Genomic DNA, 24,561 nt, shown 5'->3' with positions numbered 1-24,561 from the left:
GCGCGGAAACCGGCCTGCGGCCAGATGTCGCACCCGCCCAGCCTGCGACAACGTTGACCGGGTGATCGAAGTCAACCAACTGACCAAACGCTACGGCGAGGTGACGGCCGTCAACGGGCTGACGTTCACCGTGCGGCCGGGCTGCGTCACCGGATTCCTCGGCCCGAACGGCGCGGGCAAGAGCACCACGATGCGGATGATCCTCGGCCTGAACAGGCCCACCAGCGGAACCGCCACGATCGGCGGCCGCCTGTTCGCCCGCCACCGCACCGGCCTGCGGCACGCGGGGGCGCTCCTGGACGCGGGCGACGTGCACGGCGGGCGCAGCGCGGCGGCGCACCTGTCCGCGCTGGCCCACAGCAACGGCCTGCCGCGCCGCCGCGTCGGCGAGGTGCTGCGGGAGGTGGGGCTGGAGGGCGTGGCCCGACGCCGGGTGAGCGGTTTCTCCCTGGGGATGCGCCAGCGGCTCGGCATCGCCGCCGCCCTGCTCGGTGACCCGCCGGTGCTGCTGTTCGACGAGCCGGTCAACGGCCTGGATCCCGAAGGGGTGCGCTGGGTGCGCGGCCTGTTCCGCCGCCTGGCCGGGGAGGGACGCACCGTGCTGGTCTCCAGCCACCTGATGAGCGAGATGGAACACACCGCCGACCGGCTCGTCGTCATCGGCCAGGGCGAGTTGATCGCCGACGAGAGCCTGGCCGAGTTCGCCGCCCGCGGCACGGGCGCGTCCGTCACCGTGCGCGCCGCCGACCCCGCCGAACTCGCCACCGTCCTGTCCCAGGCGGGCGCGCGCGTACGGCAGGGCGACGACGGTGCGCTGATCGTCACCGGCATGAGCGCGGCCCGCATCGGCGAACTCGCCTTCGAGCGGCGGATCCTGCTGCGTGAGCTGGCTCCGCGCACCGCCTCACTCGAGCAGGCGTTCATGGAACTGACCGCCGATCGCGCCGACTACCGCGCCCCGGCGCTGGCCGGTGACGCGCGATGACGGCCGGGCGATTCGGCGACCTGCTGGCGGCCGAGTGGATCAAATTTTGGACGCTGCGCTCCACCCGGTGGCTGCTCGGACTCGGCACGCTGGCCGTCGTCGCCTTCGCCGTACGCAACAGCCTGGAGGCCTACCAGGACTGGCCCGGTTTTCCGGCGATGGAGAAGGCGCGGTTCAGTCCGTTGACGGAGGCGTTCAGCGGGCTGTCGGCCACCATGGTCATGATCGGGGCAGGCAGCCTGGGGGCGCTGGCGATCGTCGGCGAGTACGCCACCGGGCTCATCCGCATCACCCTGAACGCCGTCCCGGCGCGGCACCGCGTCGTGGCGGCCAAGCTCGTCGTCGTCGGCGGGGTCATGCTCGCGGTCGGCGTGTTCGTGTCGGCTACCACGTTCGGCGCCAGTCAGGCCATTCTGTCCGGTCGCGGGGTCGCCGTCTCGCTCGGCGATCCCGGCGTGCTGCGGGTGCTGGCCGCCAACGCGCTGCTGGCTCCGGTGTCGGGGGTGGTCGGGATGGGGGTCGGCGCGCTACTGCGGCACACCGCGGGGGCGGTGGTGGCGGTCTGCGCGGTGCTGGTCATCGTGCCGACCTTCTTCCGGCCGACCGTCCATCAGTGGCTCAACGACCTGTACGCGCTGGTTCCCTTCTACGTCTGGCGGACCTGCCTGGGGTTGCCGCAACTCCGCGACGATCCCGCCCTGCCGACGGTGACCGGATCCTGGGCCGTGTTCGCTGCTTGGCCGCTGATCGCCGCTGTTCTGGCCTTGCTCGCCGTACGCCGCGACGTCTGACCCTTTTGAAAGGAAATCTGATGAGTTTTTTCGTGCTCCGGCGCCTGCCCGCCGTACCGCTGATGGCGTGTCTTGCCCTGGCCGTTACGGCCTGCGCCACGCCTGCGGCGGCGGCCACGCCGTCCAGCCCGGCGGCGGCCGCCGCGCCCAGGCTGGAGTTGCCTCGCCCCACCGGCCCCGACCCGGTCGGCCGCGACCTCCTGTACCTGGTCGACGAGGGCCGCAAGGACCCCTGGGTCCCGGAATCCGGCCCACGCCGGCTGATGCTCTCGATGTACTACCCCGCCCGCTCCACCACCGGCGCCGCGGCGGAATACATGACCACCGAGGAGGCCGCGTCCTTCCTGCGTCGCAAGGCCCCAGGCACCAAACTGCCCGCCGAGTTCATCAGCGGCATCCGCACCTACGCCCACACCGGCACGCCACCCAAGAAGGGCCGCTATCCGCTAGTACTGGTCTCCCCCGGCCTCAGCCTGCCCCGCGCCAGCCTCACGGCGCTCGCCGAGGACCTGGCCAGCCGCGGTTACGTCGTCGCGACGATCGACCACGCCTACGAATCCTCAGGCACCGTCTTCCCCGGCATCGGCCTGCTCACCTGCGAACCCCTGTGCGACCAGCCCAAACCCCCGCCCGGCGGCAAGGCCACCATCACCAGGAACCGCGCCAAGGACGTCTCCTTCGTCCTGGATCGGCTGACCGGCCACCACCCGGCCTGGAAACGCGCCAACCTGATCAACTCCAAGCGGATCGGCATGGTCGGCCACTCGCTCGGCGGCGACGCCGCATCGGCCAGCATGCTGGCAGACACGCTGATCAAGGCGGGGGTCAACCTCGACGGCACGATCAGCGCAACGCTGCCCTCCACCGGCGTCGGGAATCGCCCCTTCCTGCTGATGGGCAGCCAGAGCGACCACGTCCCCGGGAAGGACGAGACCTGGGATAGCACCTGGAAGGCTCTGCACGGCTGGAAGCGGTGGCTCACGGTCGCGCACACCGAACACAACAGCTTCACCGACCTGGCCATCCCGAAGAGCAAGCTCGGCCAGTCGGCTCCCGACACCATCGCGGCCGAGCGCGGGATCGCGATCACTCGAACGTACGTCGCGGCCTTCTTCGACCTGCACCTCAAGCACAGGAAGCAGCCCCTGCTCGACGCCCCCACTCCGGCCAACCCCGAAGTCACCTTCCACAACCCGTGATCCCGCACTGCGTGATCATTCCCAGGCTACGAGCCTCACTGCACTAATCGCCGGACGAATCCGCCGTACTTCCGAGATTGACACAATCTCGGAAGTGCACTCCCAGGTGTGGCTTCCGAGGTGGCTGCTGCGCGATGGCCCGGCCAGGCGCAGCCGCGTCTACGTCAACTCCGTCCTCGCCGCCCTGGACGACTTCCACGTCCGCCGGGGTCTGGGCAAGGCCGACGTCGGCCGCGAAGATCTGCCCAAGAGCGCGCCGCGCGCGCCGGAGGAACGCGCCCGCATCCGCCGGCTGCGCGCCGTGGAGGCGCATCTGTCGCCCCGTGGCCGGTGCATCGCGCTGATCCCGTACTACGCGGGCGCCCGCATCGGCGAGGTCGTCCGCCTCGACATCGACGACGTCCAGATGCCGGCCCGCAAGGACCGCCTGCGGCTGTACGGAAAAGGCGGTAAGTTCCGCGAGGTCGACATCCACCCCAAACTCCGTACCGAGCTGCAGCTCTGGCTCGACGAACGCCCCAACTGGCCCCACGCTGGCGACAACCGAGCCCTGTTCCTCAACGCCAAAGGCGGACGGCTAAGCGCCCGCGCCGCCGGCGGCATCATCGCCCAGGCGGCCGGGCTGGACGATCCCACCACAGGGCACGTCCTGCGCCACACGCTCGCCACCACGCTGGTCCGCGGCAAAACCGACTTGGTCCTGGTCGCCGAGATTCTTGGCCACGCCCGCCTGGAAACCACCCGCCGCTACAGCTTGCCGTCCGACAAGGACAAGGAAGACGCCCTCAAGTTGATCACGGTTGACCACTGACCGTACGTCTGCCTGCGGAAACGGCCGTCAAGATCGACTCATGGCCGGTTTTCCCGATATCTCGGCTGGCCCCGAAGATGCGCGGCACCACCTTGCTGGACGACAAGGGCGTGGAGACCGGACGGCTGCCCGCCGAGGCGTTCGCCGGTGAACTGGAGGTACCGAAGCAGGAACTGACCCGGATCCTTCACCGCATCACCACCGACGACGTGACCTACGTGTTCGACGACTCGATCAGCGCGCTGACCCAGCACGGGTCGGGCGTCACGGTCGAGTTCGAGCGCGGAGCCGCCCGGGAGTTCGACATGGTGATCGGAGCCGACGGCGTCCACTCCAAGGTGCGGCAACTGGCCTTCGGCCCGTGCGCCGGGGCGCTACGCCACCTGGGCCTGTCCGGAGCCGGTTTCAGCACCGCCAACCACCTCGGCCTGGAGCGTGGCGGCCTGCTGCAACAAGGCCCTGGCGCGGCCCTCTACCTGTTCGGTTCCGGCGCGCCGGACCGCCTTACCGTCAGCTTCTCCTTCGCCACCGCCTCACCCGCACTGGACCGACGCGGCCGAGACGAGCAGGAGAACGCGGTGCGGGCGGCCTTTGCCTGTTTCGGTGGGCAGGCGCCCCGGCTGCTGGAGGCGATGAGCGAAGCGGACGACTTCTACTTCTCCTCGGCCTGCCAGGTCCATCTGGACCGCTGGTCGTACGGCCGGATCGCCCTGGTCGGCGACGCGGGCTACTGCGCCGCCCCGACCAGCGGCATGGGCACCTCACAGGCGCTGATCGGCACCCGGGCGCTCGCCGGAAACCTCGCCTCGGCGGCCGGAGACCACATGGCCGCCTTCGCCGCCTACGAGGAAAGGCTACGGCCCTACGTCACCGGGAACCAGGCCGCGGGCCGCCAGGCCGCGACGATGTTCGGCGGCGACGCCGGCCTGACCGGCTCATAGGAGGCGGAGAACATGGTGAGCGGCGTTCACCACGCCGTCTCCTGTCGTCCGGTGAGGCAGTGCTGTACGACCGGACCGAACCGGGCCACCAGCTCATCGGTGGACGCGGAGGCGATCGGCTCGATCCGCATGATGTAACGCGCCACCGCGAGGCCCAGAACCTGGACGTTCACCATCCCCGCCCGTAGCGCGGCGTCCGGTGTGCCGAGCATCGTCACGAGCCGGCCGGTGATCTCCCGGTCGATGAACTCGCGGAGCAGCGCTTCCGACGCCTCATGGGTGGGGGCCGACCGGGTGAGCATCACGAGCGGCGTGCGGTCGGATTTATCCAGGTTCTCCAAGAGCGTCCGGATGATGCGCTCACCGATGCCGTCGAGACCGCCGGCGAACATCGACTCGATGGCCGACGTCAGGTGGGCGGGCATCTCGGTGACCGCGGCGAACAGGCCCTGCTTGGTGCCGAAGAAGTAGAACACCATGGCCGGGTCCACCCCCGCCTCGGCCGCGACCGCGCGCACCGTCGTGCCGCCGTAGCCGTTCTCGCGGAACAGCGTGCGGCCGGCCTCCAGGATCTGCTGCCTGCTCTGCTCACCGGATCGCCAGCGTCCGGGACGACTGTGTTCTGTCATGGCGGGAAGATCCTATCGGACATTTCTTCACCAGTCGATGATGTTTCTTCCCCGGCGCGGGGTACGCTGAACTTCATCAACCGATGAAGAAAGGTGGAACGGAATGCGGGTGATCGTTGTCGGTGCCGGACTTGGCGGGTTGACGCTTGCCCACGGGTTACGCCAGGCGGGCGTCGACGTCGTGGTGTACGAGCGGGACGGGCCGCGGGGGCGCCCACAGGGCGTCAGCCTGCATTTCGACGACAGGGGAACCGCCGCGCTGCGCGCGTGCCTGCCGCCGCGGCACGTCGCGATGGCGGAGGCGACCATGGGCGGTCCGCGCGAGCGGAGGCTGTTCCTGTCCGACGTGGACGGGGAACTCAAGGTCGTGCGCACCCAGCCGCTCGCCGGTACCGCGGGACCGGTGCGGCCCGGCCGGCAGGCGCACCGGCCGCTGCTACGGGCGGTGTTGCTGACCGGACTGGAGGAAACGGTGCGGTTCGGGGCGCGGTTCACACGGTTCGAGCAGCGGGCCGACGGCACCGTCCGGGCGTGGTTCGCCGATGGCGGCACCGACACGGCGGACGTGCTGGTCGGCGCGGACGGCATCGGTTCCGCGGTCCGGCGCCAGTACCTGCCGCACGTGCGGGTGGCCGACGCGGGAAAGCGCATGGTGATGGGCGCGACACCGCTGCGGGCCGTGGCCGGTACCGGGCTGCCCGAGCTGATCGGCCACAGCGCCACCAGTGCGCGCTCGCACGGCACGATGATGGCGATGGGCGCGTTGCGGTTCACCCGGCCACCGGCCGCCGCGCGGGAGAAGTGGCTGCCCGCCCTGGACCACCGCGCCGTCGCCGCAGCCGAGGACTACGTGATGTGGACGCTGTCCGTCACGCGGGAACGGCTCGGTTCTACCGGCTCACCGGCCGACGCGTGGCGCCGGGCCAGGGGACTGGCCGTCGGCATGCACCAGACGTTGCGGCTGGTCGTCGACCAAGCATGGCCGGACCTCACCGTCGCGCTGCGGATCGGGCTGATCCCGCCGACGCCGGCATGGCCGGCCACTCCGGTGACGCTCATCGGCGACGCCATCCACGTGGCACCGGGTTTCGGGGGCAACCTGGCGATGCGGGACGCCCGCCGCCTGCGTGACGAACTGGTCCAGGTCGCCCGGGGAAAGCGGGACCTGCGCGCCGCGATCGGCGCCTACGAGGACACGACGCGCCGCGACAACCTCTCCGCTCCCGGCGCGGCGGCCGGAACCGGCCCGGGACCCCGGCAGCGGACCGGCGCCACGGAGCCGAGCGCATGAACCTCACCATGCTGACGCGGAGGTCGCTGTCCTTGTTCGCCGCGGTGGGTGGCTGGCGCACACTCGCGGAGGCCGTCGCGTCTCGTGCGCTGTTCCTGGTCGCCTATCTGACGAGCGGTCGCGTATCGGCCTCCGCGCTGATCGCGGTCGTCGGCGTGCTCGCCTTCGCGGTGGCCCGGGTGTGGACCGACAGGAAGTACTGGCAGGCAGCCGGTGGGCTGCTCGTGGTGGGGGTCTCCGCGTTGCTTGCGGGGAGCACCGGGCGCGGGGTCGACTTCTACCTTGTGGGCGTGCTGACCAGTGCGGTCGGCGGGGCCGTGTTCCTGGTGTCCGTGCTGGTGCGGTGGCCGGTGGTCGGGCTGGTGCTGGGGGCGGCGCGTGACGATCGGTTCGGCTGGCGGCGGGATCGCGCGAGGCGGCGGCGCTACCAGAGGTGCACGGCGATCTTCCTGGCGAAGTTCGCCCTCGGCACGGCGTTGATGGTGCCTCTGTACCTGGCCGGGCAGGTGGTCGCGCTCGGGATCGCCAGCACACTGCTGACCACGCCCGCGACGGGCGTCTGCGCCTATCTCAGCTGGCGCATCCTCCGCGCCGAGGCGGACCCCGCAGGACCGGGCCCCGCCGTGACGACGCCGAGCCCCGGCTGACGGCCGCGTCCGGTCCAGCCGGTGCGCCGGCTCTGCGACCGCCGTGTTTCGAACGGAGCGTGGTGACGCGGCACCACCGGGAGGCGCGTCAGGGGATCGCGGCCTCGATCCGGGCGAGGTGGGCGGCGAGGATCTCATCGAACGCGGCCCGGCGGTCGGCTCCGAGGGGGCGGATCTCGCGGGCGAAGTGGGCCAGGGCGGGGAAGCGGTCGGGGTCGGCCCCGAGGACCGCGACGCGGAACTGCTCCATGCCCTGTTCGTACTCGTCCGGGGTGAGGGTGCCGATTCCGGCCTCGGAGACGATCAGTGCGGAGAGGAGGATCACGAGCCGGTGGTAGCGGGAGGGAATCTCCTCATCGGGCAGGCCAGAGGTCCGCAAAGCCTGTAGTGCCTCCTCCATGACCAGCCGGGAACCGGTACCGCCGGATCCGTAGCGTCCCCAGACCGCGGCGAGCTGGGGGTGCCGGCCGAAGGCCTCTCTCAGGCGCAGGGCTGTCGCGGTGATGCGCTGCCTCCAGTCACCCTCGGGGCGGTAGCCGTCCATCGCGGCCACCAGGATCCGGTCGGCGACCGCGCGCAGAAGCTCGGTCTTGTTGCGGAAGTGCCGGTAGAGGCTGGAGGAGTCGGTCCCGAGCGTCGCGGCGAGCCTGCGAACACTGAACGACTCGGCGTCGTCCGTGCGCAGCAGTTCCGCCGCCGTGTCCAGGATTTCCTCCGTCGACCAACGCCTTCGGCCTGTCATCTCGCCCCTCTCGTCCGCGCCCGGCCCAGCATATCTTATGCACTTGCCGATGCACGCACCGCGTGCATAATGGAGGCGTCTTACTGGCTGGAAGAAGAGAGAAGGCGAGATGAGCGAGACCACTGCCGTCAAACGGCCGCCGGAGCCGGACTTCTCCACGATGACGGTCAAGCAGCTGATCGACTACCGCACTGCGGAGAACCGCTGGCGGGCCTCCGGCGCGGCACGGGCGATCCTCGGAGAGCCGGACCCCGGAGCCGCCGTCGAATGGCAGGACATCGCGCTGCCGGGTCGCGACCTTCCGGTCCGGGTGTACCGGCCGGTGTCTCCTGCCGGCGGCGAAACCACCGCCAGGACCGGCCTGCCCCTCGTGGTCCACGTGCACGGAGGCGGTTTCGTGGGCACAGCGGCGCAGTGCGACTGGACCAACAGCCACCTCGCCGCCCGGTTGCCCGCGCTCGTCGTCTCCGTCGAGCACCGCCTCCTCGCCCCGGGCAGCCCCCTCGCCGACGCCGCCGACGACGGCTGGGACGTCCTCCGGCACATGGTGGAAAACGCCGCACGGTGGGGCGTCGATCCAACGCGTACGGCCGTCGCCGGCGAGAGCTTCGGCGCGCTGGTCAGCGCCCTGACGGCCGTCCGGGCCCGGGACGCGGGCCTGCGGCTCCGGGCGCAGGTGCTGGTCAACCCCGTGGTCGAGGTGACCGAGACGATGTGCGACTACCCCTCCGTGGCTGAGTACGCCTACAGCCCGACCCCTGCCCTGCCGCTCCTGCGGTTCCTGCGACGGCTCGCCGTCCCGCCGGGAACCGACGCCCGCGCGTTCTCGCCGCTGTACGCCGATGATCTGAGCGGGCTCGCTCCCGCGCTGCTCGTGGTGCCGACCAAGGACGCGGTCGCCGATCACGGCCGCCGCTACGCCGGGCGACTGCGGGCGGCCGGGACGTCCGTACGGCTCACCGAGTATCCGCAGGCGCGGCACGCCTTCCTCACCCTGCCAGGGGTGGAACCGCAGGCCGAGGTCGCCCAGGCGGAGATCTTCGAGTTCCTCCGCGCGGCTCTGGCGGGGTGACGGGACGGCGACGCGAACCATCTCAGCGGCGTCTGCGGCCCTCCAGGCCCCTGGCGACCAGTGCGGCGTCTTCGCCCACCCAGCCCAGCAGGGCCGAACCTCGGCAGCGCTGGAAGGGCAGGCCCAGGTAGGCCAAACCGGGTACCGGGCTGATCCCCTCACTGTGGCGGGGCAGCCCGCCGACCAGGGCACCGGGAACCCGCAGCCAGCGGTAGTCGGGGCGGTAGCCGGTCGCCCAGATCACGCTCCGCGGGGCGATGGTCCGGCCGCCGGCGGTGCGCAGCAGGGAAACGGTGGTGCCGAGCCGGACCGGCAGCTCGAAGTGGGCCGCGTACGCCCGCAGGTAGTCGGCCACCTCGTCCTTGCCCGGATAGCGGTCGGCGCCGGGCATGGGCAGGCCGGGCAGCGCGCTCAGGGAGACGGGGGTGAACAGGCGCAAAGAGTCCCAGCGGCGCCGCCAGGACTCGCCCAGCCGCGGGTGGGCCTCCAGCAGCAGCACGTCATGTCCGGCCATGCGCAGTTCGCGGCCTGCCGCGAGCCCCGCCTGTCCGGCGCCGATCACGAGAATCACGAAACCAAGCCTGGCCGAGAGAGTGGCGGCGGGGCTTGAACGATCCTGCTACCGGGTTCGTCCGTGGTGCTCCGTCCTTCAGGCCGGAGAGCGTCAAGGCAGCCATCGCACCCCGGTCGTCAGGGTGGAGGGTGCCTGGCCCATCATCCGGCGGACCACCTGGTCAGGTGGGCGGAGTCCGCGAACCCGGCCGTGTGCGCGGCCTCGGTGAGCAGGGCGCCGTCCGCCAGCGACGACATCGCCGCCCGTAGCCGCGTCCACAGCACGTAGGGCCGGAACGGCAGCCCCAGCTCGCCGGCGAACAGGTGGGACAGCCTGCCGCCGGACAGGTGCACGGCGAGGGCGGGGCGGCCGGAGCTCTCCATGCCCCGGACAATACAGTCGATACTGAATCAAGCTAATAGTTTATTCAGTCACGACTGAACAGTAGGTGTGGCCCTTCAAGTGGGCGATCCGGGCCGCCAGCGGGGGCTCGCGCCGGTGTCGCGCAGGGACCACTGCCCGTCGGGGTGCAGTTCGTCGTCGTAGTAGAAGACGGTGGAGGGCAGGCCGAGGGTCGGGCCATCGTGCGCGACGAAGGCCTCGCAGGCCGCCTGCCGCAGCCGGTGGGGGTCCACGGCGAGGGTGTCGGTGGCGACCTGGACCAGGCGCTCCAGCGCGTGGTGGGCCATGAAGCTGTCATAGGCGAGGCTGAAGACGTGCGCCGCGGGGTGCCGTACGTCGCGGGAGATGATGTTGACCGGCGGCAGCGGACGCGTCAGGCCCTGCCGAAGGCGGATGGCCGGGTCGACGTTGATGGCGCAGTCCCGGTAGAAGACGGCCGTGCGCTGCCCGTCGAGGTCGTAGCCGAACAGGGTGTTCTGGCCGTGCATCTCCAGGGCGCATCCGGTGCGCGTGGCGGCGCGGGTCCACAGGGCGACCATGGGTGCCACCACGCGGCGGACCAGCCACTGTGTCGGGTCTTCGCCGCTACGGGAGATGAGCTGCGTCAGCACGGCGGGGTGCCGAGGCTGGAGGATGTCACGGCCGTACAGGGCGAACAGCGGCACCGTGTACCGCAGGGGCGAGGCGAGGATGTCAGCGGTTGCGGAGTTCCCGCCGGGCGGTCCGACGGCGGTGCCCGTGCGCGGGCCCGCCTCGCGGACGAGGAAGCCCCAGGCGTCGCGCGGCCGGTGTCCCAGGACTCCGCCCGCTACCTCGCAGAGCACGGGGAGCTCGTTGCGGGTCAGTTCCGCGGCCGTCCACAGTTCAAGGGTGATGATCGGTTGCCGCAGGCGGCGGGTGAAGCGTGACAGCCGTTTGGGGTAGTGCAGTTTGACGAAGTGCGGCTCGGTGGACGCGCCGCCGACGCGTTCGACGAACACGGTGCGGGCGTTCGCGGAGGGCACCACGGTCAGCTCGGGGCCGCGTCGCAGGCGACGCAGTGTCCGGCGTTCGGGAAGGTCCGGATAGGCGAGCGTCTCCGGATGGACGGGCAGCAGGAATTCGTCCGCGTCGCCGTACAGGCCGCTCACCTTGCTCGGCAGGTCTCCGGCCAGGAACGTGCCCATCTCGGGCGGCACCCGGAAGGTGGGCACCTGGAAGCGTGGCAGTCCCCGTTGCGGGTGGTAGCGGTCGCCGATGTCCAGGTGCGCCGAGTAGGCGCTGTAGTCACGGGTGCCGCCGCCCAGGTATCGCTCCGCGTACTGCCAGGTCTGCTGCGGGTCTCCGGACTCGTCGATGATCACGATGCGCCTTCCCGGTCGAGGTAGTGAAAGGTGGGTTCGGGATGCATGAGGAACTGGTGGTGGGACAGGTTCCAGGCGTAGGCGCCGGCCAGACCGAAGACGATCAGATCGCCGGGGCTCAGCCCGGTGACGGACACGTCCCGGGCGAAGACGTCCTTGGGGGTGCAGAGCTGGCCGACCAGGGTGATCGTGCCGCTGTAGGCGGGTGTCCGGCCGGTGGGGCGGATGACGGTGAACGGCTGGTCGTGCCCTCTGGCGACCGGGGTGCGCAGGTGCTGGGTGCCGCCGCGCAGCACCGCGAAACATTGTCCGTGGCTGGTCTTGATGTCCAGGACATCGGTGACGTACCAGCCTTGGTAGGCGGACAGTGAGCGTCCGGGCTCGATGCGCAGCGGCCCGGGGGAGCGCAGGGCCGCCAGGGCGGCACCGTAGGCCGCCCAGTCGAAACGACTGTCCGGATCGGCGTAGTCGACCAGCATCCCCCCGCCGAGATCGATCTCGGGATGCTCGACGCCCGGCAGGTGCCGGTTCAGCCAGGACGAGGCCCAGGTGACGACGTAGGCGGCCACCTCGGCCATGGCGGGGGCGGGCAGGCCCCATGCCAGGTGGCTGTGGATGCCGCGCACGCGGATCCGGGGAGCCGCGCGCAGGATCGGCAGGCACGCCTCCAGCGTGGGCTCGTCCATGCCGAAGGGTGTGACGGTCGTGGTCTGCCCGTTCACGGCGGGCGGACGCAGATTGGCCCGCAACAGGATGTCCACCGGCCGCCCTCGGGCGATCCGGGCGATTCTGGTGAGTTCGCCGGGGCTCTCCACGTGCACCCGTTCGACGCCGAGTTCGAGCGCGAGCCTCAGGTCGGCGTCGGTCTTGCCGGGACCGCTGAAGGCGACCCATGCCTGCGGCAGGAGCTTTCGCACGAAGGCCAGCTCACCGCCCGAGGCCACCTCGAACCCGTCAACGAAGGGTGCGAGGGCGCGCAGAACCCGTGCGTCGGGATTGGCCTTGACGGCGTACAACACCTGAGCGGCGCCGTTCACGGCGCCGATGACCACGCCGGCGTGGCGGCGAAGATCGTCCAGATCGTAGATGTACGCGGGCAGCATGCCGGCTGCCGCGAGTCGCAGAGCCTTCTCCTGCGGGAGCATCGCACCTCCAAGGTCGGGTTTCGCGCATGGCTGTGACACGACACCTCAGGGCGGGTCACGTCGAGGGGACGTCGTTTTCCGTGACGACCGAAGTCCCCGGTGAGGGGCTCAGCCCATCCCGTTCCGGCAGGCGGGGACGGGCTTGGCGCGGGCAGGCGTACGGGCGAGGCCGCGTTCAGGGCTTCGGCCTTGTGACACCGGGCCGGGGGAGCGGGTCAGGGGGAGAGACGGGGTCGTGGCGGTGACCGGCAGAGCGCGTCGTGAGGGCATGGAACTCCAACCGTGGTCACGCAAGGTGTGAGGATAAATACGAAAGGTAGTTGTTTGTGATCAGAGGTGTACTACCGGCGCGGTGACATTGATCTTTCGCCCGGAGTCCGGGCGTTGAGAAGCATCGTGCCAAGTCTTGATCGCGGCTGGGAGGGCGCTGACGGCCTGGAAATTCCTGGCGCTGTTTTTCGCCTTTCCGGCCGGCGCCGCGGCGAGCCGTAATACGGTCCCGAAATCGCTCATCCCATTTCATCCGGCGCTCGGTGAACATTCGGTGGGTGAACGCCATCGCCGTCCGCGGCACGCCTGTTTAACATTGGTGTCGGCGAAAAGCGAATGCGGCACCTGAGAAATCGGAGGCGTGCCGAGCGTCGCGAATCACCGATCACCCCTACGCCGGGTTCGTCCTCCTGATCACCAGAGCCGACCACGCTCAACTGCCGAAGGGAGCGGCCCATTTTTCCGGCATGGCCGTTACCGGTGCCGGAGACCACCGAAACCGTGCCACGACAGGACCACGGTGAACCCGCCCGCGCGGCCCTCATTGTCCAGACCAGACGAGGAGAAATCATGAGATTTTCCCGTGCCAAGATCGGCTTTCTGCCGCGAAAAGGCAGAAGGTCAACCTCGTTGAATCCCGGGGAGAGGCGGTTGACGTTCAGCGCCCTGGTCATGGCGCTGGTCCTGGTGGCCGTGTCCTTCGCGGCAGGCACGTCCACGCCAGCGTACGCGGACACGCGTTACGCGGAGATCGTGAACCGGATCAGCGGACTGCGCGCCGACGTGATGTGGGCGTCCACCAATCCGAGGCAGGGCGTCTTCCTGTGGCCGGACAATGCCAGCCACTCGCAGGAGTTCGAGTTCCTCGACAACGGAAATGGATACTTCCGCATAAAGGCCCGTCACTCCGGTCAGTGCCTGCAACTCTTGGACGGTGACCCCCGGGAGGGTGTGTCCATCGTTCAGGACACCTACTGCGAGTCCGGGTACGCGCCGGCCGAGTGGCGAACCGATTACATCATCCCGCCGCACGAGCCCTGCGTGTGCTTTCCCGAGACCTACATGATCATCAGGAACCGCGCGAACGGCAGGTGCCTGGACGCCTCCTCCAGCGGTATACCCGGCCAGCAGGCACGCCTGCAGGCATGGAGCTGCATCAGGACGGGTACGGAAGGGAACCGCTGGAACCAGGTGTGGGGCTTCCAGTACCCCGGGGGCAACCCTCCGGTCCGCTGAGGCCATCACGTCGGGGGCTCCGCCCGCCGCCGTCCGGGCGGCCCTTCGAACGGCGGCGGGCGGGGCGGGAGACGTCCCCTCGGGGTTGCGGGGCGGGCCCACCGGGAACGTCGGCGTTGCCTCACGCTGCGGACGGCGTGACGACGTATGCGATTCATTCGGCATTCATGCCGAATGATCAGAATTTTGTCGTTTATGCCTGTTCCGGCTGCTGCCGGCAGCCGTTCGCTCGTTGAAAGGCAGTTCGCCTGTGAATGGCAGTACCTTTCGGACCCCCCGCCCGTTATCCGGCCGACCGGCCCGCGGAATCCTGATCGCCGGCGCGATGGCGCTCGGCATGACGGCCACACCGACGATCGCCAACGCGACATCCGTCGCGCCCGTCACACAAGTCGAAGAAGCCACAAAAGCCACAGAAAACGGGGTCGCCCCGGCGAGTTCCCTGGCATCGGTCGCCTGGCCGGGCGGTTCCTCGGTGTCCACCGCCGACGGGTCGAACGTTTTCGGTGAGGACCTCAGCGGCCTCCACCAGACCGGCGGGGTACTGTGGGGCGCGCAGAACAGCGGCAGGCTGTGGCGCCTGGTCCCGAACGGCTCCGGCGGCTGGAAGCCCGACACCACCGGCGGCTGGACCTCCGGCAAGGCGCTTCGCTTCCCCGGCGGCTCCGGCGCCCCCGACAGCGAGGGCGTCACCGTCACCGGCTCCGGCGCGGCCGGAGGGGTGTTCGTCTCCAGCGAGCGCAACGGTTCCGGCAGCAGCAGGCTCTCCGTCCTGCGCTACGACGTCTCCGGCAGCGGCACGACGCTGACCGCGACCAAGGAGTGGAACCTCACCGCGAGCCTGCCGTCCGTGGGCTCCAACCTCGGCTTCGAGGGCGTCACCTGGATCCCCGACGGCTACCTCACCGGCGCCGGGTTCAAGGACGCCTCGACCGGCGCGGCCTACGACCCCGGCGGCTACGGCGCCCACACCGGAGGTGTTTTCTTCCTCGGCGTCGAGGGCACCGGCATGATCCACGGCTACGTCCTTGAGGACTCCGGGGCCTTCACCCGGATCTCCTCGACCAGCAGCGGCATGGCCGGTGTCATGGAACTGCAGTGGGAACCGCAGGCCCTCCGGCTGTGGGCCGTCTGCGACGACAACTGCGGCGGCCAGCACCGCACCCTGAAGGTCGACGCCTCGGGGGCCTTCGCCGTCACCGCCGTCCACGACCGGCCCACCGGCATGCCCGACTACAACAACGAGGGCTTCTCCCTCGCCGGAGCCGACGAATGCGTCAACGGGTCCAAGCCCGTCTACTGGGCCGACGACGACAACGACGGCGGCCACGCCATCCGTAGGGGCACCGTCACCTGCTGACCGGCCGTCGAGAACACGTTCCCGGGCGACCCGGCGCCAACGTGTCCGGTGCCGCCGGTCGTCGCCCGGGGCGGTACCGCCCGCCTCGGGCGGAAGCGAAGCGGTCAAAAGTGGCACGGTCAGAGCGGCACGGTGTCCAGGGGGATCGGCTGGAACATCTCCGGTTCGTCCTCGGGGACCAGCGCCGTGGGGCCGTAGATCCAGTCGACGAACGAGTAGTCGTAGACGTCACGGCCACGCAGGAGGGCGTTGCGCCGCAGCCTCAGGACGCCTTCGAGGTGCCACAGCTCGCCCCACGCCCGGGCGGTGGTGACGACGCGGCGGCAGTGCTCGGGCCGTACGGCCTCATAGGCGGCGAGCGCCGCGTCCCAGTCGACGCCGGAGCCGTCACCGGTCCGCCGCGCGCGCTGGGCGGCGACGTGCTCCCCGAGCACCCAGCCGTCCTCGATCGCCATGATCGCGCCCTGCGCCATGTACTGCAGGGGCGGGTGCGCCGCGTCACCGAGCAGCGCGATCCGGCCGGTCACCCAGGTCATGATCGGGTCACGGTCGTACATCCGCCACCACCGGTCGCGCCACATCAGCGGCAGCCCCTTCCGGACCCGCTCGCAGGTTCCCGCGAACGCCGCGTCCAGCTCGTCCGGTGTTCCCCAGTCGTCCTCACCGGCCAGCGCCTTCGGCGACTCGAACACGGCGACCTGGTTGAACATCTCGCCGCCCCGCAGCGGATACTGGACGAAGTGGCAGCGGGGGCCGACGTACACGACGACGTCCTTGTCGTGGATGCCGTTGTCGGCGACCTTCTCGAACGGCACGGCGCCGCGGTAGGCGACGTACGCCGAACTCACCGGCTCGTCCTTGACCAGCAGTTCGCGGGCGACCGAGTGCAGCCCGTCCGCGGCGATCACCACCTCCGCCTCGTCGGCGCCGCCGTCGGCGAAACGGACCCGGGCGCCACCGGCGACGTTCTCGTACGACGTGCAGTGGGCGTCGGTCAGGAGCTCGACACCCGCCCGCTCACAGGCGCGGAGCAGGATCCCGTGCAGGTCGCTGCGGTGGATCACCAGGTAGGGGTAGCCGTAACGGCGCTCCAGGTCGCGCAGGTCCAGCCGGGTCAGGTCGTCGTCGTCCACGGCGTCCTTCATGACCATGGCCTCGGGCAGCACGCCGAGGGAGGCCGCCTCCTCCAGCAGCCCGTAGCGGTCCAGGATGCGGGTGCAGTTCGGCGCCAGCTGGAGGCCCGCGCCGACCTCGCCGAACACCGACGACCGCTCGTGCACCCTGACCCGCAGCCCCTGACGGGTCAGGGCGAGCGCCGCGGACAGGCCGCCGATGCCGCCCCCGACGACGATCACGTCGGCACGGGTTGAGGGGAAGACGCCCATGGGATCGGTCCTTCTCGTCACAGCCACGGGGGCAGGGTCGGTGGGAGGCCGCCGCCGACGGCGGTCACCCCGGTCGTGGGACGTCCGGCCAGGTAGGCGGTGACGTCGGCCAGGGACCCTTCGACGCCGGGCACCGCGTCGAGACCCCGCTTGGCGAGGACGTCCTCCCGCAGCGCCAGCAGGAAGCCGTCGGGAAGGTCGGCGAAGGTGAGCCCGGTGGCGAGGTCCACGGCGTGCACCATGACCTCCCGGCTGCGCATCCACGGGACCTCGCTCGCCGGCACGGTACGGCCCTGCGCGGTCACCACCTGGGTCCGCCACGCCTCGTCGGGCAGCGCCGCCATCGCGGTGGCCAGAGTCGCGGCCGACTCCGTGAACCACCGTGACAGTTCGCCGGCGCCCAGCCGGGAACCCCGCTCGATCCCCTCGGCGCGTTCCTGCGGGGAGCCGTACATCGGGGTCCTCTCGCCGGTGCGCGCCCAGTGGATCAGGTTGCCGACCGCCTCGGCGTTCGCGGCCAGGTGCGCCACGAGGTGCTTGCGCGTCCAGCCGGGCAGGGCCGAGGCGGCGCCGTACTCCTCCTCGGACAGGCCGGTGATCGCCGACACGCACAGCCGGGTCCCCGTCTCGGCCCACGCGAGTGTGGTGGCGAGGTCGCGTGCCATCACGCGCCTTCGGGGACGACGCGGTTCTCAAGGCGGCCGAGACCCTCGATCTCGGTCACGACCAGCTCGCCGCCCTTCAGGAAGACCGGTGGCCTGCGGGCGTGACCGACCCCGCCGGGGGTGCCGGTCGCGATCACGTCGCCCGGGTTGAGGCGCACCATCGTCGAGACGTAACGGATCAGGTGGACCGGGTCGAAGAGCAGGTCGCCGGTGTTGTCGGACTGCGTCACCTGACCGTCGATCTCGCAGCGGATGTCGAGCGCCGGCCGCGGGCCGGTCTCGTCGGCGGTGACGAGGAACGGGCCGATCGGGGTGGTCGAGTCCCAGTTCTTGCCCTGCAGCCACTCCCGGGTCCGGAACTGCCAGTCACGGCACGTGATGTCGTTGAGCACGGTGAACCCCGCGATCGCGGCGACCGCCTGCTCCTCGTCCGCCCGGCGTACCTGCCGGCCGACGACGACGGCGAGTTCGGCCTCCCAGTCGAACTGCTCGGTCTCCTCGGGGCGCCGGATGTCGTCGGTGGCGCCGATGAGCGTGTCGGTGAACTTGGAGAAGAGGGTCGGGTACTCCGGGAGGTCGCGGCCCATCTCCTTGATGTGGTTCTGGTAGTTCAACCCGACGCAGATGACCTTGCCGGGCCGGGGCACGACCGGGGCGAGGTCGGCTCCGGCGAGCGGGTGCCTGGTGCCGTCGGCCGTCGCGGCGGTCGCGAGACCGCCGGGCGCGGCCAGCACGGCGCCGACGTCGGGCAGGCCCACCTCGACGAGCTGGTCGCCCTCGACGCGGACGGCGGCGGTGCGCTGGTCACCCAGGCGGATGGTGGCGAGCTTCATCGGCTGTCCCTTTCGGTGTGGCTGCGAAACAGGTTGAGCTTGGTGAAGATCGGGGCGTCGCCGAACTGGAACAGGTCGAGCGCGCCCGAGTCGGAGTCGGACGCCGACGCCTCCGAGCGGATCGACAGCGGCTGCCAGGACGGGACGACGAAGAGATCTCCGCGGGTCACCGTCCAGGTCCGGTCGCCGACGGTGACCCGGCCGGACCCGTCGAAGACCTGGTAGACCGACGAGCCGGTCTCCCGGTACGGCGCGGTCTCCGTGCCGGTGGTGATCCGGTGGAACTGCGCCCGGATCGTCGGCAGCACGTCGTCGGCGGTGGTCGGGTTGGTGTAGCGGACCAGGGCGTGACCCGGCTCGACCGTGGCCGGGTGGCCCTCCCGCTCCAGCGTGAGCTGGCCGGTCAGCGCGGCGTCGGTGTCGGTCCAGCGATAACGCAGAAGGGGTGTGCCCTCGCGGCGGCCGAGCTGTGAGACCGGTGCCAGGCCGGGGTGCCCCCAGAGCCGCTCGGCGCGGGAACGATCGGGGGTGGCGTGCTCCTCCTCGGTGAGGGTGTCCCGGCCGAAGTCGAAGAACTGCCCCTCGATGCCGTACTGGAACGGGATGTCGAGCCCGTCGATCCAGGCCATCGGCGTACTCGCCGAGTTGTGGTGGGCGTGCCAGTGCAGGCCGGGCTGGGGGAGGAAGTCGCCCCGGCGCATCGGCACCGGGTCGCGCTCGACCACGGTCCACACTCCCTCGCCCTCGACGACGAAGCGGAAGGCGTTCTGGGTGTGCCGGTGCTCGGGCGCGTCCTCGCCCGGCATGAGGTACTGGATCGCGGCCCACAGGGTCGGGGTCGCGTAGGGCTTGCCGCCCAGGCCCGGGTTGGCCAGCGCGATCGCGCGGCGCTCGCCGCCGCGGCCGACGGGGACCAGGTTCCCGGAACGGCCGGCGAGTTCGAGCAGTTCGCTCCAGTTCCAGCGGTGCGGCCGGGCCTTGGAACGCGGGTGCCGCGGCATCAGGTCGCCGATCTCCGTCCACAGCGGGACGAGCAGCGCCTTCTCGAACCCGCGGTAGAGGTCTTCGAGTTCGGGGCTGACGGGAGGCTGGTCGGGCCGGTCCTCAGCGGTGACGCTGACCGGCGACGTGATGGCGTGCGCGTCGGACATGGTCCTGACTATCCGCTGACGCGACGGATCAGGAACAGAGGATTCTGCACAGCAGAACAGGCTGTGTCAGGATCGGACCATGGTGAAGCCGATGAAGACTCCGCCGGCCTACGCCTCGAACAGCGTCGACCACGCCCTCAGGCTCGCGCAGATCCTCCAGCTCGACGGGGCGATCACGGTCTCCGCGGCGGCCGAACGGCTGGGCGTCGCCCGTTCCACGGCCCACCGGCTGCTGACCGCGCTGGTCTACCGCGACTTCGCGGTGCAGGACGAGGACCGGACCTACCGGGTGGGCCCCATCCTCGCCCTCGCCGAGCGTGCCCAGTCCGACGTCGGCACGCTCCGGGCGGCGGCCCTCGGGCCGATGCGGGCCCTGGTCGACCGGATCGACGAGACCGTGAACCTCAGCATCCGCACCGGCAGGAACGTCCGGTTCATCGCCTCGGTCGAGTGCGCCCAGGCCCTGCGGGTGGGCAGCCGCGAGGGCATGGTCTTCCCCGCCCACCAGGCGACCGGCGGCCTGGTGGCGCTGGCGGCGCTCCCGGACGAGGAACTCGTGACCCTGTACGCCGCCGACGACCGGCACGACCCCGCCGAGGAGCTGCCCGACCTGACGAGGCTTCGCCGTGAGCTCCGGTCCGTACGGCTCAGCGGTGTCGTGCTCAACCTTGAGCGCACCGAGCGGGGCGTGACCGCGATGGGGTGCGCGGTGAGGGATCGCTCCGGTGCGACCGTCGCGGCGCTGTCGATCTCGATGCCCAGCGTCCGTTACTCGCCGGAGCAGGTCAAGCCGCTCACCGCCGCCCTCACGGCCGCCGCCGACGCGATCACGCGCGCCCTCTGAGGCTCAGTGGCGGGCGATCAGTGCCTCGCCGATCGCCGTCATGGCGTCGGCGAGCTGCTCCATGAACTCCGAGATCGGCTTGCCGTCCTCCGACTGGAGCGAGACGAACGCGCCGTCGAATCCGGCCATGCCGAAGTGGGCGAGGGCGTCCGCGACCGTGTTCGCGGCCTCCTCGCCCTCGCTCAGGAACGAGGAGCGGATCATGTGCCGCATGTAGTCGCGGCCCTCGTCGCGGACCGCGATCACGGTTCGCAGCGCCTCCGGAGCCTCGGCCGCCTCGTTGCTCATGACCAGCACCAGCAGCAGGCGCAGGAACGCCTCCCGGTGCTCGAAGACCTCACCGGTCCTGCGCAGGTACCACCCGAGGCGCTCGCGCGGGGTGCCGCCCTCCGGCGGGTTGCGGTGGGCCTCGCGCATGGCGTCGAAGTAGTCGCTCGCACCCTGGGACATGACGGCCGACAGCAGCCCCGCCTTGGACTCGAAGTGGTGGTAGAAGGCACTCCTCGGCAGGCCCGTCTCCTTGATGAGGGTCGACATCGACGTGCCCGCGTAGCCGCGCACGGACATCACCCGGGCGGTCGCGTCGAGGATCTCCTGGCGTGACCGTCGGCCTCGGCGGTTCCCGGTCTGCGCCTTCGGCGCGGGCTTGTCCACTCGCCGAATTCTAGGGACTCGGAGGGCGGCTCTTGACACATCGCCGCTGGTCATTGTTACCCTCCTCACTATCGTACCGACCGATCGGTCCAAAACTGCCGCGCCGAGCACACGCGGCCAGGACAACGGAGTCAGCGCATGACCGAGAGCTACGACGCGGATGTCGCGATCATCGGATACGGCCCGACCGGTGTGATCGCCGCACTCACCCTCGCCAGGTACGGAGTCTCCGCCGTCGCCCTCGAACGGGACAGGGACATCTACCCCCGAGCCCGGGCCGTGACCGTCAACGACTGGACGATGCGGATCTTCCAGGATCTCGGCATCGACGAGCGGATCGAGAAGAAGATCGACCCCCAGCGGGCCCTGCGCTGGGTGACCTACGACGGCACGGAGATCATGCGGGTCGAGCACCCGCCCTCGACGCTGGGCCGCAAGCCGCGCTTCTACAACATCTACCAGCCGACGATGGAGACCGAACTGCGCGCCGCCGCGCTGGAGTACGGCGACCGCATCACCGTCCACTACGGCGCCGAGGTCACCGGGATCGACCAGCACGACGACGGCGTCACCGTCACCTCGACGGACACCGCGACCGGTGAGACCCGCACCGTCCGCGCCCGGTACGCGATCGGCGCCGACGGCGGCAGCAGCACGACCCGGGACGAGGTGGGCTGCCGGCTGCTGGGCGACACCAACGACGTCACATGGGTGGTCATCGACTGCCGCGTCAAGCGGTGGTGGCCCGACCGCGACTTCCTGACCTTCTGGTCCGACAAGGAACGCCCGGTCGTCGACATCGCGCTGTCCGCGGGCAACCACCGCTGGGAGATCCCGCTCAAGCCCGACGAGTCCCCGGCGGACTACCCGACCAGCGCCGAGGTATGGCCGCTGCTCCAGGCGCTCGGCGTCACGGAGGAGGACGTCGAGATCCACCAGCACGCCTTCTACCGGCACCACACCCGGATGGCCGACACCTGGCGCCGGGGCCGGGTCTTCCTGGCCGGCGACGCGGCCCACCTGATGCCGCCGTGGGCGGGCGCCGGAATGCAGACCGGAATGCGCGACGCCCACAACCTGTGCTGGAAACTCGCCCGCGTGATCAAAGGCGAGCTGCCCGAGAGCTGGCTGGAGACCTACGAGGCGGAACGGCGTCCGAACGCCGCCTTCTACACCGGCCTCGCGGTCCAGCTCGGACGGGTCATCAAGCAGGAGCTGTCCGAACAGGAGCAGGCCGCGATGAACACGGTGCCCCAGGACACGGTCACCCCGTTCGAGCCACCGCTCATCGCCCCGCCGGTGCTTGAGGGCGGCTGGATCAGGGGCCCGCTGGGCGATGCCAGCATCGTCGGCCGGATGGTCCCGCAGCCGATCGCCGGCGACGCGATCGGCCGGATGGTGCGCCTGGACGACCTCCTCGGCGACGGCTTCGTGCTGCTCGGCGGCGACGTCGATCCCTCGACCCTGCTGACGGCGGAGGAGAAGGCGGACTGGGACGCGCTCGGCGCGCGCTACGTCGCGGTGCGGCCGAAGACGGCGTACACGCAGGGGCCGGACGAACTGGTCGACCTGGACGAGGTCCTGCTGCCGTGGCTGCGCAGGTACGGCGCCCGCGCCGTGGCGCTGCGCCCCGACAGGTTCGTCGCCGCGTCCGACGTCGGCGGCCTCGCCGTACCCGCCCTCGCCGTGCCCGCCTGAGACCGGCAGGCCGGGCCACCGGCCTGAGAAATCTGAGAGGCCTGAGAAGAAGGAGAAGAGAGATGCCCCGAGTCAAGGAGCTCGGTTACGTCGTCTACGAGGTCAGCGACCTCGCCGACTGGGAGCACTTCGGCGTCGAGCTGCTGGGCATGCCGATCGGCGAGAGAACCGGCACCGGGTTCACCCTGCGCACCGACGAGAAGGCCCACCGCTGGATCGTCACCGAGGGCCCCGCCGACGACCTGGTGGCCACGGGCTACGAGGTCGTCGACGCGGCCGAGCTCGACGCGCTGGTCGAGAAGGTGCGCGCGGCCGGGATCGAGGTCGCCGAGGGCGACCCCGCCCTCGCCGCCGCCCGCAAGGTGGAGCGGATCTTCGTCACCGCGGACCCGATGGGCAACCGCATCGAGCTGGTCACCGGCCTGGCCGAGGCCGCCACTCCGTTCGAGTCCGCCAAGCTGCTCGGCGGCTTCGTGACGGGCGCGGGCGGCGCGGGCCACCAGGTCCTCCTGGCGCACGACGTCCCACGGGAGACCTACCTGGGCTTCTACATCGACCTGCTCGGCTTCAAGGTCAGCGACATCATCGTCGAGGAGGTGACCCCGGGTGTGGTCGCCGACCTGATCTTCCTGCACTGCAACGGCCGCCACCACACCGTGGCCTTCGGTGACCTGCCGTCGCCGAAGAGGACCCACCACTTCATGGTCGAGGTGACCGACATCCGCGACGTCGGCAGGGCCTACGACCGGTGCATGGACACCAAGCAGCCGTTCGAGATGACACTCGGCATGCACCCGAACGACCACATGTTCAGCTTCTACGTCTTCACGCCCTCGGGCTTCAGCGTCGAGTACGGCTGGGGCGGGCTGATCATCGACGACGAGACGTGGGAGGTCAGGACGCTCGACAAGCTGCACAGCTGGGGTCACCGCCCCTCGGCCGTCGTCGCCGAACTGCTCGCCGCCGCACCCGCACCGAACGGAGAAGACCACTGATGGCCCTCGACCCCAAGGACATCGCCCGCACGGTCCAGACGAACGACTGGAAGCTCCGCTACTACGAGGCGGGCTCCGGCCACCCGGTCGTCCTGCTGCACGGCAGCGGGCCGGGCGCGACCGGGTGGAGTAACTTCGCGGGCAACATCGAGGCGCTGGCCGAGCACTTCCACGTGTACGCCGTCGACATGCCCGGCTGGGGCGAGTCGGACCCCGCGACCGTCGACCGGCTCGACCACGTGGAGGCGGTGATCCAGTTCTTGGACGCCCTCGGCATCGAGAAGGCCGCGTTCGTCGGCAACTCGATGGGCGGTCAGACCTCGCTGCGTCTGGCCACCGAGCACCCGGACCGGATCTCGCACCTGGTCACCATGGGCCCGCCGGTCGGCCGGATGCCGACGCTCTTCGGTGCCGGCGGCGGCCCCTCCGAAGGCCTCAAGGTGCTGATCGAGGCCTACCACGACGCGAGCCCGGAGAACATGCGCAGGCTCGTCGAGATCATGGTCTACGACAAGGCCCGCTTCGCCACCCCCGAGTTGTGCCAGGCGCGTTCGGACGCCGCGCTCGCCCGTCCGGACCATCTGCGCAACTACGTGGACGGCCTGCCGAAGGGCGCGCCGCTGCCGAAGTGGGTCAAGCCGGAGGCACTGCCGGCGATCCAGGTGCCGACCCTGCTCATCCACGGCCGCGACGACCGCGTCGTCTCGTTCGAGACCTCGCTGTACCTGCTGGCGAACATCCCGAACAGCAGGCTGGTGCTGCTCAACCACTGCGGGCACTGGGCGATGATCGAGCACGCCGACGAGTTCAACCGGCTGGTCGTCGACTTCGTCGCGAACAACTGACCCGACCGGCGGGGCCGACCGGCCCCGCGCGGTTGAGCCGTACGACCGGGCTGCCAGTGCGGGAGCGCCCCGGC

The 24,561-nt window shown here is 70.5% G+C and carries 26 protein-coding genes; 15 read left to right on the top strand and 11 right to left on the bottom strand.

What is annotated here, in order from left to right; all coding sequences use genetic code 11:
• Positions 1-61 precede the first annotated feature (61 nt).
• From ACFOYY_RS41070 to ACFOYY_RS41050, 5 genes are all read left to right on the top strand, one after another.
• On the top strand, positions 62-985 hold the full coding sequence (locus tag ACFOYY_RS41070) for an ABC transporter ATP-binding protein (RefSeq protein ID WP_386196913.1): 924 nt from the start codon (positions 62-64) through the stop codon (positions 983-985).
• The gene (locus ACFOYY_RS41065; RefSeq protein WP_386196911.1) at positions 982-1,776 is read left to right on the top strand and encodes a hypothetical protein; all 795 of its coding nucleotides are present in this window, start codon (positions 982-984) and stop codon (positions 1,774-1,776) included. Before ACFOYY_RS41070 ends, ACFOYY_RS41065 begins: the two co-directional genes overlap by 4 nt.
• A gap of 20 nt (positions 1,777-1,796) precedes the next feature.
• Complete coding sequence (locus tag ACFOYY_RS41060) at positions 1,797-2,975, top strand: alpha/beta hydrolase family protein (protein WP_386196909.1); 1,179 nt, start codon at positions 1,797-1,799, stop codon at positions 2,973-2,975.
• A gap of 94 nt (positions 2,976-3,069) precedes the next feature.
• Positions 3,070-3,786 (top strand): tyrosine-type recombinase/integrase, encoded by a 717-nt coding sequence (locus ACFOYY_RS41055; RefSeq protein WP_386196907.1) that lies wholly within the window; start codon positions 3,070-3,072, stop codon positions 3,784-3,786.
• A 77-nt stretch (positions 3,787-3,863) separates the two neighbouring features.
• The gene (locus tag ACFOYY_RS41050; RefSeq protein WP_386196905.1) at positions 3,864-4,727 is read left to right on the top strand and encodes an FAD-dependent monooxygenase; all 864 of its coding nucleotides are present in this window, start codon (positions 3,864-3,866) and stop codon (positions 4,725-4,727) included.
• 26 nt (positions 4,728-4,753) lie between these two features.
• Here the strand turns inward: ACFOYY_RS41050 and ACFOYY_RS41045 are convergent, their stop codons facing one another.
• Entirely contained in the window at positions 4,754-5,356 is a 603-nt protein-coding gene (locus tag ACFOYY_RS41045) for a TetR/AcrR family transcriptional regulator (protein ID WP_386196903.1), read from the bottom strand.
• Between the two features lie 103 nt (positions 5,357-5,459).
• Between ACFOYY_RS41045 and ACFOYY_RS41040 the strand changes: the two genes are divergently transcribed.
• Both ACFOYY_RS41040 and ACFOYY_RS41035 read left to right on the top strand, forming a co-directional pair.
• Entirely contained in the window at positions 5,460-6,647 is a 1,188-nt protein-coding gene (locus tag ACFOYY_RS41040; RefSeq protein WP_386196901.1) for an FAD-dependent oxidoreductase, read from the top strand.
• A complete protein-coding gene (locus tag ACFOYY_RS41035; protein ID WP_386196899.1) occupies positions 6,644-7,294 on the top strand; it encodes a DUF3159 domain-containing protein in 651 nt (216 codons plus the stop codon). The genes ACFOYY_RS41040 and ACFOYY_RS41035 overlap by 4 nt, the downstream gene beginning before the upstream one ends.
• A gap of 88 nt (positions 7,295-7,382) precedes the next feature.
• Here the strand turns inward: ACFOYY_RS41035 and ACFOYY_RS41030 are convergent, their stop codons facing one another.
• The gene (locus tag ACFOYY_RS41030) at positions 7,383-8,036 is read right to left on the bottom strand and encodes a TetR/AcrR family transcriptional regulator (RefSeq protein WP_386196897.1); all 654 of its coding nucleotides are present in this window, start codon (positions 8,034-8,036) and stop codon (positions 7,383-7,385) included.
• A gap of 109 nt (positions 8,037-8,145) precedes the next feature.
• On the opposite strand from ACFOYY_RS41030, the gene ACFOYY_RS41025 reads away from it, so the two are divergent.
• Positions 8,146-9,108 (top strand): alpha/beta hydrolase, encoded by a 963-nt coding sequence (locus ACFOYY_RS41025; protein ID WP_386196895.1) that lies wholly within the window; start codon positions 8,146-8,148, stop codon positions 9,106-9,108.
• A gap of 22 nt (positions 9,109-9,130) precedes the next feature.
• On the opposite strand, the gene ACFOYY_RS41020 is transcribed toward ACFOYY_RS41025, so the two are convergent.
• The 4 genes from ACFOYY_RS41020 to ACFOYY_RS41005 all read right to left on the bottom strand — a co-directional run bounded on the left by ACFOYY_RS41020 (position 9,131) and on the right by ACFOYY_RS41005 (position 12,551).
• Positions 9,131-9,679, bottom strand: a complete 549-nt coding sequence (locus ACFOYY_RS41020) for an FAD-dependent oxidoreductase (RefSeq protein WP_386196893.1) — start codon at positions 9,677-9,679, stop codon at positions 9,131-9,133.
• Positions 9,680-9,822: 143 nt separating this feature from the next.
• The gene (locus ACFOYY_RS41015) at positions 9,823-10,044 is read right to left on the bottom strand and encodes a helix-turn-helix domain-containing protein (RefSeq protein WP_352012159.1); all 222 of its coding nucleotides are present in this window, start codon (positions 10,042-10,044) and stop codon (positions 9,823-9,825) included.
• A 75-nt stretch (positions 10,045-10,119) separates the two neighbouring features.
• Positions 10,120-11,406 carry a ferric iron reductase gene (locus ACFOYY_RS41010; protein WP_386196890.1) on the bottom strand — a complete coding sequence of 429 codons (1,287 nt, stop codon included), beginning with the start codon at positions 11,404-11,406 and terminating at the stop codon, positions 10,120-10,122.
• On the bottom strand, positions 11,403-12,551 hold the full coding sequence (locus tag ACFOYY_RS41005; RefSeq protein ID WP_386196888.1) for an alanine racemase: 1,149 nt from the start codon (positions 12,549-12,551) through the stop codon (positions 11,403-11,405). Before ACFOYY_RS41005 ends, ACFOYY_RS41010 begins: the two co-directional genes overlap by 4 nt.
• Positions 12,552-12,957: 406 nt before the next feature.
• On the opposite strand from ACFOYY_RS41005, the gene ACFOYY_RS41000 reads away from it, so the two are divergent.
• From ACFOYY_RS41000 to ACFOYY_RS40990, 3 genes are all read left to right on the top strand, one after another.
• Positions 12,958-13,170 (top strand): hypothetical protein, encoded by a 213-nt coding sequence (locus ACFOYY_RS41000; RefSeq protein ID WP_386196886.1) that lies wholly within the window; start codon positions 12,958-12,960, stop codon positions 13,168-13,170.
• Positions 13,171-13,472: 302 nt separating this feature from the next.
• A complete protein-coding gene (locus tag ACFOYY_RS40995; protein WP_386196884.1) occupies positions 13,473-14,057 on the top strand; it encodes an RICIN domain-containing protein in 585 nt (194 codons plus the stop codon).
• Between the two features lie 475 nt (positions 14,058-14,532).
• Positions 14,533-15,417: an esterase-like activity of phytase family protein gene (locus ACFOYY_RS40990; protein ID WP_362785272.1), complete on the top strand. Its 885-nt coding sequence runs from the start codon at positions 14,533-14,535 to the stop codon at positions 15,415-15,417.
• Between the two features lie 119 nt (positions 15,418-15,536).
• On the opposite strand, the gene ACFOYY_RS40985 is transcribed toward ACFOYY_RS40990, so the two are convergent.
• From ACFOYY_RS40985 to ACFOYY_RS40970, 4 genes are read right to left on the bottom strand one after another with little or no spacing between them, the layout of a single operon-like run.
• Entirely contained in the window at positions 15,537-16,829 is a 1,293-nt protein-coding gene (locus ACFOYY_RS40985) for an FAD-dependent monooxygenase (RefSeq protein WP_352012166.1), read from the bottom strand.
• Complete coding sequence (locus ACFOYY_RS40980; RefSeq protein WP_352012167.1) at positions 16,820-17,467, bottom strand: maleylpyruvate isomerase family mycothiol-dependent enzyme; 648 nt, start codon at positions 17,465-17,467, stop codon at positions 16,820-16,822. Before ACFOYY_RS40980 ends, ACFOYY_RS40985 begins: the two co-directional genes overlap by 10 nt.
• The gene (locus ACFOYY_RS40975; RefSeq protein WP_352012168.1) at positions 17,467-18,300 is read right to left on the bottom strand and encodes a fumarylacetoacetate hydrolase family protein; all 834 of its coding nucleotides are present in this window, start codon (positions 18,298-18,300) and stop codon (positions 17,467-17,469) included. The genes ACFOYY_RS40980 and ACFOYY_RS40975 overlap by 1 nt, the downstream gene beginning before the upstream one ends.
• On the bottom strand, positions 18,297-19,451 hold the full coding sequence (locus ACFOYY_RS40970; protein WP_352012169.1) for a cupin domain-containing protein: 1,155 nt from the start codon (positions 19,449-19,451) through the stop codon (positions 18,297-18,299). Before ACFOYY_RS40970 ends, ACFOYY_RS40975 begins: the two co-directional genes overlap by 4 nt.
• Positions 19,452-19,542: 91 nt before the next feature.
• Here ACFOYY_RS40970 and ACFOYY_RS40965 point away from each other — a divergent pair, with 91 nt between their 5' ends.
• Complete coding sequence (locus ACFOYY_RS40965; RefSeq protein WP_386196880.1) at positions 19,543-20,295, top strand: IclR family transcriptional regulator; 753 nt, start codon at positions 19,543-19,545, stop codon at positions 20,293-20,295.
• Between the two features lie 3 nt (positions 20,296-20,298).
• On the opposite strand, the gene ACFOYY_RS40960 is transcribed toward ACFOYY_RS40965, so the two are convergent.
• Positions 20,299-20,949, bottom strand: coding sequence for a TetR/AcrR family transcriptional regulator (locus ACFOYY_RS40960; RefSeq protein WP_352012171.1), 651 nt, complete (start codon positions 20,947-20,949; stop codon positions 20,299-20,301).
• 138 nt (positions 20,950-21,087) lie between these two features.
• Here ACFOYY_RS40960 and ACFOYY_RS40955 point away from each other — a divergent pair, with 138 nt between their 5' ends.
• The 3 genes from ACFOYY_RS40955 (at position 21,088) to ACFOYY_RS40945 (ending at position 24,487) form a co-directional block, all read left to right on the top strand.
• A complete protein-coding gene (locus ACFOYY_RS40955; RefSeq protein ID WP_386196878.1) occupies positions 21,088-22,647 on the top strand; it encodes a bifunctional 3-(3-hydroxy-phenyl)propionate/3-hydroxycinnamic acid hydroxylase in 1,560 nt (519 codons plus the stop codon).
• Between the two features lie 62 nt (positions 22,648-22,709).
• Positions 22,710-23,642 carry a VOC family protein gene (locus tag ACFOYY_RS40950; RefSeq protein WP_386196876.1) on the top strand — a complete coding sequence of 311 codons (933 nt, stop codon included), beginning with the start codon at positions 22,710-22,712 and terminating at the stop codon, positions 23,640-23,642.
• Positions 23,642-24,487 carry an alpha/beta fold hydrolase gene (locus tag ACFOYY_RS40945; protein ID WP_352012174.1) on the top strand — a complete coding sequence of 282 codons (846 nt, stop codon included), beginning with the start codon at positions 23,642-23,644 and terminating at the stop codon, positions 24,485-24,487. The genes ACFOYY_RS40950 and ACFOYY_RS40945 overlap by 1 nt, the downstream gene beginning before the upstream one ends.
• Positions 24,488-24,561 lie beyond the last annotated feature (74 nt).

The organism is Streptosporangium jomthongense, from assembly GCF_042650425.1.
In the GTDB taxonomy this organism is placed as follows: Bacteria; Actinomycetota; Actinomycetes; order Streptosporangiales; family Streptosporangiaceae; genus Streptosporangium.
The sequence above is the reverse complement of the archived record's forward strand: the minus strand, read 5'-3'. Positions and strand labels throughout refer to the sequence as shown.

What these genes read in the sequence shown, in the direction of transcription:
- ACFOYY_RS41025 (WP_386196895.1), top strand. Translation starts at nt 8,146, where the DNA reads ATGAGCGAGACCACTGCCGTCAAACGGCCGCCGGAGCCGGACTTCTCC.
- ACFOYY_RS41035 (WP_386196899.1), top strand. Translation starts at nt 6,644, where the DNA reads ATGAACCTCACCATGCTGACGCGGAGGTCGCTGTCCTTGTTCGCCGCG.
- ACFOYY_RS40965 (WP_386196880.1), top strand. Translation starts at nt 19,543, where the DNA reads ATGAAGACTCCGCCGGCCTACGCCTCGAACAGCGTCGACCACGCCCTC.
- ACFOYY_RS41040 (WP_386196901.1), top strand. Translation starts at nt 5,460, where the DNA reads ATGCGGGTGATCGTTGTCGGTGCCGGACTTGGCGGGTTGACGCTTGCC.
- ACFOYY_RS40945 (WP_352012174.1), top strand. Translation starts at nt 23,642, where the DNA reads ATGGCCCTCGACCCCAAGGACATCGCCCGCACGGTCCAGACGAACGAC.
- ACFOYY_RS40975 (WP_352012168.1), bottom strand. Translation starts at nt 18,300, where the DNA reads ATGAAGCTCGCCACCATCCGCCTGGGTGACCAGCGCACCGCCGCCGTC.
- ACFOYY_RS41015 (WP_352012159.1), bottom strand. Translation starts at nt 10,044, where the DNA reads ATGGAGAGCTCCGGCCGCCCCGCCCTCGCCGTGCACCTGTCCGGCGGC.
- ACFOYY_RS41005 (WP_386196888.1), bottom strand. Translation starts at nt 12,551, where the DNA reads ATGCTCCCGCAGGAGAAGGCTCTGCGACTCGCGGCAGCCGGCATGCTG.
- ACFOYY_RS40970 (WP_352012169.1), bottom strand. Translation starts at nt 19,451, where the DNA reads ATGTCCGACGCGCACGCCATCACGTCGCCGGTCAGCGTCACCGCTGAG.
- ACFOYY_RS40980 (WP_352012167.1), bottom strand. Translation starts at nt 17,467, where the DNA reads ATGGCACGCGACCTCGCCACCACACTCGCGTGGGCCGAGACGGGGACC.
- ACFOYY_RS40950 (WP_386196876.1), top strand. Translation starts at nt 22,710, where the DNA reads ATGCCCCGAGTCAAGGAGCTCGGTTACGTCGTCTACGAGGTCAGCGAC.
- ACFOYY_RS40955 (WP_386196878.1), top strand. Translation starts at nt 21,088, where the DNA reads ATGACCGAGAGCTACGACGCGGATGTCGCGATCATCGGATACGGCCCG.
- ACFOYY_RS41045 (WP_386196903.1), bottom strand. Translation starts at nt 5,356, where the DNA reads ATGACAGAACACAGTCGTCCCGGACGCTGGCGATCCGGTGAGCAGAGC.
- ACFOYY_RS41050 (WP_386196905.1), top strand. Translation starts at nt 3,864, where the DNA reads ATGCGCGGCACCACCTTGCTGGACGACAAGGGCGTGGAGACCGGACGG.
- ACFOYY_RS41030 (WP_386196897.1), bottom strand. Translation starts at nt 8,036, where the DNA reads ATGACAGGCCGAAGGCGTTGGTCGACGGAGGAAATCCTGGACACGGCG.
- ACFOYY_RS41060 (WP_386196909.1), top strand. Translation starts at nt 1,797, where the DNA reads ATGAGTTTTTTCGTGCTCCGGCGCCTGCCCGCCGTACCGCTGATGGCG.
- ACFOYY_RS41065 (WP_386196911.1), top strand. Translation starts at nt 982, where the DNA reads ATGACGGCCGGGCGATTCGGCGACCTGCTGGCGGCCGAGTGGATCAAA.